Raw genomic sequence first — 7,023 nt, 5'->3', positions numbered from 1 at the left:
GGCGGGGTGCAGGCCCGGCAGGCCGGGGACTCCGGGTGGCGGTTGTACGGGCAGGTCGCACAGGTTCTCGACGGGCACAGCGCGGAGTTGTTGCTCGTCGCCGCCCATGCGGGGGGCTTCGCCCGGTCGCGGACTCTCCTCTTCCTCGTCGCGGGGGATGCCGCCGGGCTCGTGCGCGTACGGCAGACCGCTCTTGACGCGACCCGGCCCCAGGCGCGGCTCGAACTACGAGACGTGGAGGCCGAGTTGCTCGGCGCCGACGACAGTCCGCACGTCCTGCGGGCGCTCTCCGCGCTCGGTGACACGGCTGCCGCCGTGCTCGCCGCGGAAGCCGTGGGAGCCGCCGACCGGGCTCTGGAGCGGACCGTCCAACACGTCAAGCAGCGTGAGCAGTTCGGGCGGGCGATCGGGTCGTTCCAGGCGGTGAAGCACCGGTTGGCCGATGTGTATGTGCAGGTGCAGGCCGCCAAGTCGGCCGCCTATTACGCCGCTTGGGCAACCGGCCAGGGAGAGCGGGTCGGTGGGCTCGCGCTCGCCCAGGCGTTGGAGGCGCTGAGGACCGCCGCCGCCGAGGGGATCCAGCTGCACGGCGGGATCGGGTTCACCTGGGAGCACGAGGCCCATCTCTACTTCAAGCGTGCCGCAGGGGACGAGCTGCTGTTCGGGCCGGTGCACCGGCTGCGGGCGTACGCCGCCGAGGGCGCGCGCCTCTTCGAGAGCCGCGAGGTGACGGTGTGATCGGTGTGCGAGCGGTGCAGAAGGTGTCGTCGACCCGGGCGTTCGCGCGTATCGCCCCGCATGTCATCCCCGCCATGGACCGGGCCGTGCACCGGCTCACGCGCGGGAAGGTGCTGCTGAGCGCCCAGATGCTGCCGGGGGTGGTGCTGACCTCGACCGGTGCGCGGAGCGGGCAGCTGCGGCACAGTCCGCTCGCCTGTATGCCGGAGGAGGGCGGCTGGGTTCTGGTCGGGTCCAACTTCGGCCGTGCCGGTCATCCCGCCTGGACGCACAACCTCCTCGCCCATCCCGATGCCGAGATCAGCTGGAAGGGTGCCGGGATCCCGGTCACCGCACGGCTGTTGGAGGGGGCGGAGCGGGCGGAGGTGTGGAAGACGGCGCTGGCTTTCTGGCCGCCGTACGCGACGTATCAGGCGCGGGTGGAGCGGGAGATCCGGCTGTTCCGGGTCGTGCGGCGCTGAACTCGTCGTGGATGCAGGGCAGGCGGTGGTCCACCGGAGTGAACCACCGCCCGCGAGACAGGACTTGGGACCTGAGAAGTCAGAGCCTGGGAAGCAGGAACTCCTACTTCGTCGGCTTCCTGCCGGTCACGCCCAGGTGGACCAACAGCGCCAGGTTCGGCTTGAGTTCAGCCTGCTTGACGCCCCACGTCTGGAAACCCTTCTGGTGCGAGGCGACGGCCGCGAGCATCGCGACCAGTGAACCGGCGACCGCCGCCGGGTTCACGTCCTTGTCCACCTTGCCCTTGGACTGCAACTCGGCGACCGCGTCCGAGAGGGAGTTGTTCACGGAGTTCAGGATCTTCATCCGGATCTTGTAGAACCGTTTGTCTCCCTCGGCGGCTCCGAGGTCGACGACCCTGAGGATCGCGTCGTTCCTGCGCCAGAACTCCAGGAAACCGTCCACGAGTTCCTGGGAGGTCTGCCAACCCGCCTTGCCGACCCATGACCGGCCGGCGAGCAGTTCGGTCAACTGACCGCCCTCCGTGGCCATTTGCTCGGCGATCTCCAGGACGGCGCCTTCGACGTCCGGGAAGTACTGGTAGAAGGTCGCGGGTGAAGTCCCCGCCTTCCGGGCGACATCGATGACTTTGACGTCCCGGTAGGGGGAGGAGCTGAGCATCTCGCTTAGGCAGTCGAGCAGCTTCTGCCGGGTCGCCTGCCCACGCCGGCCGGCCACGCGGCCGTCGACGGTACGCACTTGTCCTGTCATGCCGTCAGCTTACCGAGGGGTGATCGGAGCGCGATTCGGCCGACTGCAAATGGGGTGCACGAGGGTCCAGAGGGTGGTGTGCCTGGTCTGCGGGGTGCGTGCGGCGCCGTTACTTTGACGGTATGGCCGAAAACAGGGCATCCGCGAAGGAAGAGACCTACGGAGAGGGCGTCCCCTGCTGGGTGGACGCACAGCTTCCGGACCTCGCCGCGGGCAGGCGGTTCTACGGTGAGCTCTTCGGGTGGACCTTCGAGGAGGCGTACGGCGGCTCCGTGTGGGCCCGCAAGGACGGCGAGGCGGTCGCGGGGCTCGCGCACAAGGCGGACGGGCGGATGCCGACCGTGTGGACGGTGTACTTCGCGACGCCGGACGTGGTGCGGCTGAGCGGGCGCATCCGGGACGCGGGCGGGCAGGTCGTCATGGCGCCGGTTTCCTTGGGGGAACTGGGCACGGCCGTCCTCGCCGCCGACCCCGAAGGTGCCGTCTTCGGCCTGTGGCAGGCGGCCCGGCACCCCGGTTTCGGCACCCGGCACAAGGCGGGCGCCTTCGGCTGGGCCGAGCTGTACGCCCGCGACACGGAAACCGCGAACACTTTCTACGGCGGACTTTTCACAGACGCCCTCTTCGGACCGGAGGCCGCTCCCGACTTCGGGCGGGCGCCGGTCTCCGACGTCTTCCCGGTGGAGATGCCGCCGCATTTCCTCGTGCACTTCCGGGTCGAGGACATCGAGCCTGTTCTGGGGGCTGTGCACCGGCTCGGCGGGCGGGTGCAGGTCCCGCCCTTCGAGACGTCGTACGGGAAAGTGGCGGTCGTCACGGACAATCAAGGGGCGTCGTTCGCACTGTTGCAACGCTGACACCTGGACGTTTGTCCGGAGATATGGCGAGACACCCCGATTAGTCGCCGGGTTCGCAACCTGTGGCCCGGCCAGGAAGAATCAGGGTGCGTGCCGCCATGGCGGTGCGGTGGTGAGACGCTGCACGGGGTCGCGTACATATGTGGGTGGCGTGGCCCGTACGGGGAGGTGGCAGGCAAGTGGTGGATCAGCTGACGCAGCACGATCCGCGGCGGATCGGGCCGTTCGAGGTGCTGGGACGGCTGGGCGCGGGCGGCATGGGGCTGGTCTATCTCGCGCGCTCGGCCTCGGGCCGGCGGGTGGCGATCAAGACCGTGCGCACGGAACTCGCCGAGGATCAGCTGTTCCGGGTCCGCTTCACGCGCGAGGTCGAGGCGGCGAGGGCCGTCTCCGGCTTCTACACGGCCGCCGTGGTCGACGCCGATCCGCGGGCCGCCGTGCCGTGGCTGGCCACCGCGTACGTGCCGGCGCCCTCGCTCGAAGAGATAGTGAACGAGTGCGGGCCGATGCCGGCCCAGGCGGTGCGCTGGCTCGCGGCGGGGGTCGCGGAGGCGCTTCAGTCCATCCACGGGGCGGGTCTCGTCCACCGTGACCTCAAACCGTCCAACGTGCTCGTGGTCGAGGACGGGCCGCGGGTCATCGACTTCGGTATCGCTTCGGGCGTATCGAACACGCGTTTGACGATGACGAACGTGGCGGTGGGAACCCCCGCCTACATGTCTCCCGAGCAGGCGAAGGACTCCCGCAGCGTCACCGGCGCGAGCGACGTGTTCTCGCTCGGCTCGATGCTCGTCTTCGCCGCCACCGGACACCCCCCGTTCCACGGCGCCAACCCGGTCGAGACCGTCTTCATGCTGCTGCGCGAGGGCCCCGACCTCGCCGGCCTCCCGGACGAACTGCGCCCCCTCATCGAGTCCTGTATGCAGATGGAGGCCACCGGCCGGCCCAACCCGGCCGACCTCCAGGCCCAGCTCGCACCCCACCTCTTCGGCTCCGGCTCCGACGACAGCGGTACGGCCTCGGCCTGGCTGCCCGAGCGCGCGGTCACCCTGATCGAGACCCGGCGCGGCGGACGCCCGCCCGTGAAACCGACGCCCACCGCCGGCCGCAGCGGTGGTGGCGGGCGCGTCGCCGTACCGCCGCCGCCCTCCCATGACCCCGTCGTGCCCGTGCCCGTCCCGGCCGGCGCCCCCGACACCGGGCCCGTACGGCTGGCCGGCGCCCCGGTGCCGATCGGCCCCGGCCCCCGTGTCGCCGACGCCCGCGCCGCCGCCGTGAAGGCACCCCCTCCGGAGGCCGGCCTGGTCGCCTCCTGGTCCCGGCCCCGGCCCGGCCTCAACGGCGCCGACCCCGCCGCCGTACCCGCGCCTCCCGCGCTGCCCCCGGAAACGGCCTCCGGCTGGCGCCCCTGGCGGTTCCGTATGTCGAACGACGTCTGGGGCACCCCGACCGTCGCCGGTGACCTCGTCTACGTCACCTCCTTCGAGGTGCACGCCCTGGACGTGCAGACCGGCCGCCGGTCCTTCAAGACCCGCGACGTCGCCTGGTCGATGGCGGTCGCGGACGGCCGTATCCACGCCTCGGACGGCCCCACCCTCTTCGCCCTGGACGCCCGCGAGGGCGGCGACCTATGGCGGCTGTCCACCGACGCCTGGGTGTACTCCCTCAAGGCCGAGCGCGGCACCGTCGTCACCGGCACGCGCGGCGGCGGAGTCCAGGCCTGGGAGGCGTCCAGCGGGCAGAAGCTGTGGCAACTGACCGGCGCGCAGACCGACTTCGAGTCCCCGGAGGCGGGCCCGGCGCTGCACGACGGCACCGTGTACGTGTGGCAGGACGCCCGGCTGCGCGCCCTGGACGCCCGGACGGGCGACGAGCGCTGGTCGTACCCGATCGGCGACGCGGCCTCCTGCGGCGGCGTCCCCGTACGGATCACCGCCGCCCCCGACGGTCAGGTGTACGTCGCCGCCGGCACCCGCGTCCTCTCCGTCGATGTCGCGAGCGGCCGCGTCCGCTGGCACTTCGAGGCCCCGGCCGTCTTCCTCTGCCCGCCCACCTTCGCCCCCGGCCCGGCGGTGACAGGCGGCGGAATCTACCTCGCCGACTACCTCGGCACGGTCTACGCCCTCGACGCCGCCGACGGCCGCGACCGCTGGCGCATCGCCACCGAGTCCCGGGCGTCGATCGAACCGGTCCTCGTCGCCGCCGGCCACGTCCACGTCGGCAGCGGCAAGGGGCTCTACACGCTCGACGCGGTCACCGGTACACCCAAGTGGCGCTTCCAGGCCGGCGGCGACATCGTGGGCACCCCCGCGGTCGCCGAGGGCCGTATCCACTTCGGCTCCACCGACCACCTCCTCTACACCCTCAAGTCCGACGACGGCCGCCTCCGCTGGAAGCTCGCCACCGGCGGTGAGATCACCGGGGCACCGGTGGTCAGGGACGGGGTCGTGTACGCGTGCAGCAAGGACCGCTGCGTGTACGCCCTCGACGCGGAGAAGGGCACGGGCACCGCAAGGACCGCGTGAGCGGCGTCTGTTGGCCCAGGTGGGTAGCATGATCGGATGCATACGCGGGGGCGCAGGCTCAAACTCACGGCGGTACTGGCACTGACGGTTCTCACCCTCACCGGCTTCTCCACCGGACGGCACCACAGCAGCAGCCGTCATGGTCACGGGAGCGGCGGGGGCGGGTGCAGCAGCTCCAGCCAGGACCACGACACGTCGACATCGTCGGGCGGTACGACGGGCGGCTCGACGCACCGTTCGCGCCCCACCTACCGTTCCACCCCCACGGCGACCTCGTCCGCCACCGCCCGGCCTCTGAAGGACGGCACCGCGGTGCTCAAGCGGTGCGCGAGCGTTGACGACCCGTACACGACTGTCGAGGTCAGGAACCCGAACGGGCGCGAGGCGCTCTTCACCGTGAAGGTCGCGTACAAGGACAGCATCGGGTCCACCCTGGCCGACACGACCAGCCAGGTGTCGGTGCCCGCGAACGGCAAGGCGACCCTCCGGATGGCCGCCGCCAGTACGGGGGCCCTGGACCGGCTCGATCACTGCGAGGTCGATCCACGGGCCACAGTCGATCGGTGACGCGCCTCGGTGCCGCTCACCGGGTCCGGAAGCCGCCGTTCCGCCGGTCGGCGAACAACTCCGCCTGCCGTTCCGTCGGGAGATTGCCGAGCGCGATCAACGGCGGCGCCTGCGCATACGCCTGCGCACGCGCCGCCTCCTTCGCCGACCACAACGCCCGTACGGTCCCCTGGACGCCCTCCGTCGGATACCCGGCGATGACGGTCGCGCAGGCCACGGCGGCCTCCAACGCCCGCCCGGGCTCGGTGAGTTCAGAGACCAGCCCCAGCTCGTACGCCCGCCGCGCGGAGATCCGTTCCGCCGTCCCCATGAGCATCATCCGCGCGACCTCGCCGTACGGCATCCGGTGTGCCATCAGCACCGACTCGTACGCGCTGACCATGCCGTACGTGGTGTGCGGGTCGAAGAACACGGCGGTCGGGTCGGCGACCACGAACTCGCTCTCGCCCAGCAGGTAGAAGGCCCCGCCGCACGCCATCCCGCGCACGGCGGAGATCACCGGCTTCCACAGGTCGTTGGCCTTCGGACCGATGTCGAGCAGCGGATCGTCCTGCATGTAGGGCGAGTTGGGCTGCGGCACGACCGCGTCCCGGTCGAGCCCGGTGCAGAAGGCGCGCTCCCCGGCGCCGGTGAGGACGACGGCCCGTACGGAGTCGTCGAACCGCAACTCCCGCCATACGGCGACCAGTTCGCCGGCCGTGGCGAGGTCGATGGCGTTGAGCTTGCGCGGCCGGTCGAGGGTGACGACGGCGACGCCGGTGTCCTTGTCGACGGAGACGGTGAGAGTGGTGGGAGTGCTGGGAGTGGTGGGCGTCATGACCGCTCCAGGATCCACTGCGGAAGCCCGTCCTCGTCGAACACGACCTGCACCCGCGCCCCGATCCGAATCCGGCCCGGGGCAACGGAGTTGATCGCGGCCCCCGCCTCGCTGACGAGGTTGCCGACCAGCCGGACGCGCGGGGCGTCGACCAGCTCGACGACGATCACGTTGTAGGGCGCAACGGCCGCGTAGTCGGGCAGGAGCGGGGGGTGGGGGAAGACGTACGACCAGACCCGCCCGCGCCCGCTCATCTGCCGCCACTCGCTCGCGAAGGACTGGCAGTGGGGGCAGCAGGGGCGGGGCG

The 7,023-nt window shown here is 71.3% G+C and carries 8 protein-coding genes; 5 read left to right on the top strand and 3 right to left on the bottom strand.

Annotated features, from left to right (window positions below; translation table 11 throughout):
• On the top strand, positions 1–738 hold a 738-nt coding region (locus tag ACNFOC_RS48295), incomplete at its 5' end, for an acyl-CoA dehydrogenase family protein (RefSeq protein ID WP_416965359.1).
• A complete protein-coding gene (locus ACNFOC_RS48290) occupies positions 735–1,199 on the top strand; it encodes a nitroreductase/quinone reductase family protein (RefSeq protein WP_416965358.1) in 465 nt (154 codons plus the stop codon). The genes ACNFOC_RS48295 and ACNFOC_RS48290, both read left to right, overlap by 4 nt.
• A gap of 103 nt (positions 1,200–1,302) precedes the next feature.
• Here ACNFOC_RS48290 and ACNFOC_RS48285 read toward each other — a convergent pair whose 3' ends face one another.
• A complete protein-coding gene (locus tag ACNFOC_RS48285; RefSeq protein ID WP_406131993.1) occupies positions 1,303–1,938 on the bottom strand; it encodes a TetR family transcriptional regulator in 636 nt (211 codons plus the stop codon).
• A gap of 134 nt (positions 1,939–2,072) precedes the next feature.
• On the opposite strand from ACNFOC_RS48285, the gene kbpA reads away from it, so the two are divergent.
• The 3 genes from kbpA to ACNFOC_RS48270 all read left to right on the top strand — a co-directional run bounded on the left by kbpA (position 2,073) and on the right by ACNFOC_RS48270 (position 5,899).
• A complete protein-coding gene (gene kbpA / locus ACNFOC_RS48280; RefSeq protein WP_416965357.1) occupies positions 2,073–2,807 on the top strand; it encodes an AfsK-binding protein KbpA in 735 nt (244 codons plus the stop codon).
• 179 nt (positions 2,808–2,986) lie between these two features.
• Positions 2,987–5,332, top strand: coding sequence for a BamB-related PQQ repeat family beta-propellar protein (locus tag ACNFOC_RS48275; RefSeq protein ID WP_416965356.1), 2,346 nt, complete (start codon positions 2,987–2,989; stop codon positions 5,330–5,332).
• Between the two features lie 36 nt (positions 5,333–5,368).
• A complete protein-coding gene (locus ACNFOC_RS48270; RefSeq protein WP_416965355.1) occupies positions 5,369–5,899 on the top strand; it encodes a hypothetical protein in 531 nt (176 codons plus the stop codon).
• Positions 5,900–5,915: 16 nt separating this feature from the next.
• Here the strand turns inward: ACNFOC_RS48270 and ACNFOC_RS48265 are convergent, their stop codons facing one another.
• Both ACNFOC_RS48265 and ACNFOC_RS48260 read right to left on the bottom strand, forming a co-directional pair.
• Positions 5,916–6,716, bottom strand: a complete 801-nt coding sequence (locus ACNFOC_RS48265; RefSeq protein ID WP_416965354.1) for an enoyl-CoA hydratase/isomerase family protein — start codon at positions 6,714–6,716, stop codon at positions 5,916–5,918.
• On the bottom strand, positions 6,713–7,023 hold a 311-nt coding region (locus tag ACNFOC_RS48260; protein WP_416965353.1), incomplete at its 5' end, for a Zn-ribbon domain-containing OB-fold protein. The genes ACNFOC_RS48265 and ACNFOC_RS48260, both read right to left, overlap by 4 nt.

The organism is Streptomyces colwelliae (assembly GCF_048158785.1).
GTDB lineage: Bacteria > Actinomycetota > Actinomycetes > Streptomycetales > Streptomycetaceae > Streptomyces.
Note: the sequence above shows the minus strand (reverse complement) of the source record. Positions and strands in the feature narration are given on the sequence as shown.

Bases quoted from the DNA above. Each gene is read 5' to 3' on its own strand.
- kbpA (WP_416965357.1), top strand. From the start codon at position 2,073: ATGGCCGAAAACAGGGCATCCGCGAAGGAAGAGACCTACGGAGAGGGC.
- ACNFOC_RS48270 (WP_416965355.1), top strand. From the start codon at position 5,369: ATGCATACGCGGGGGCGCAGGCTCAAACTCACGGCGGTACTGGCACTG.
- ACNFOC_RS48265 (WP_416965354.1), bottom strand. From the start codon at position 6,716: ATGACGCCCACCACTCCCAGCACTCCCACCACTCTCACCGTCTCCGTC.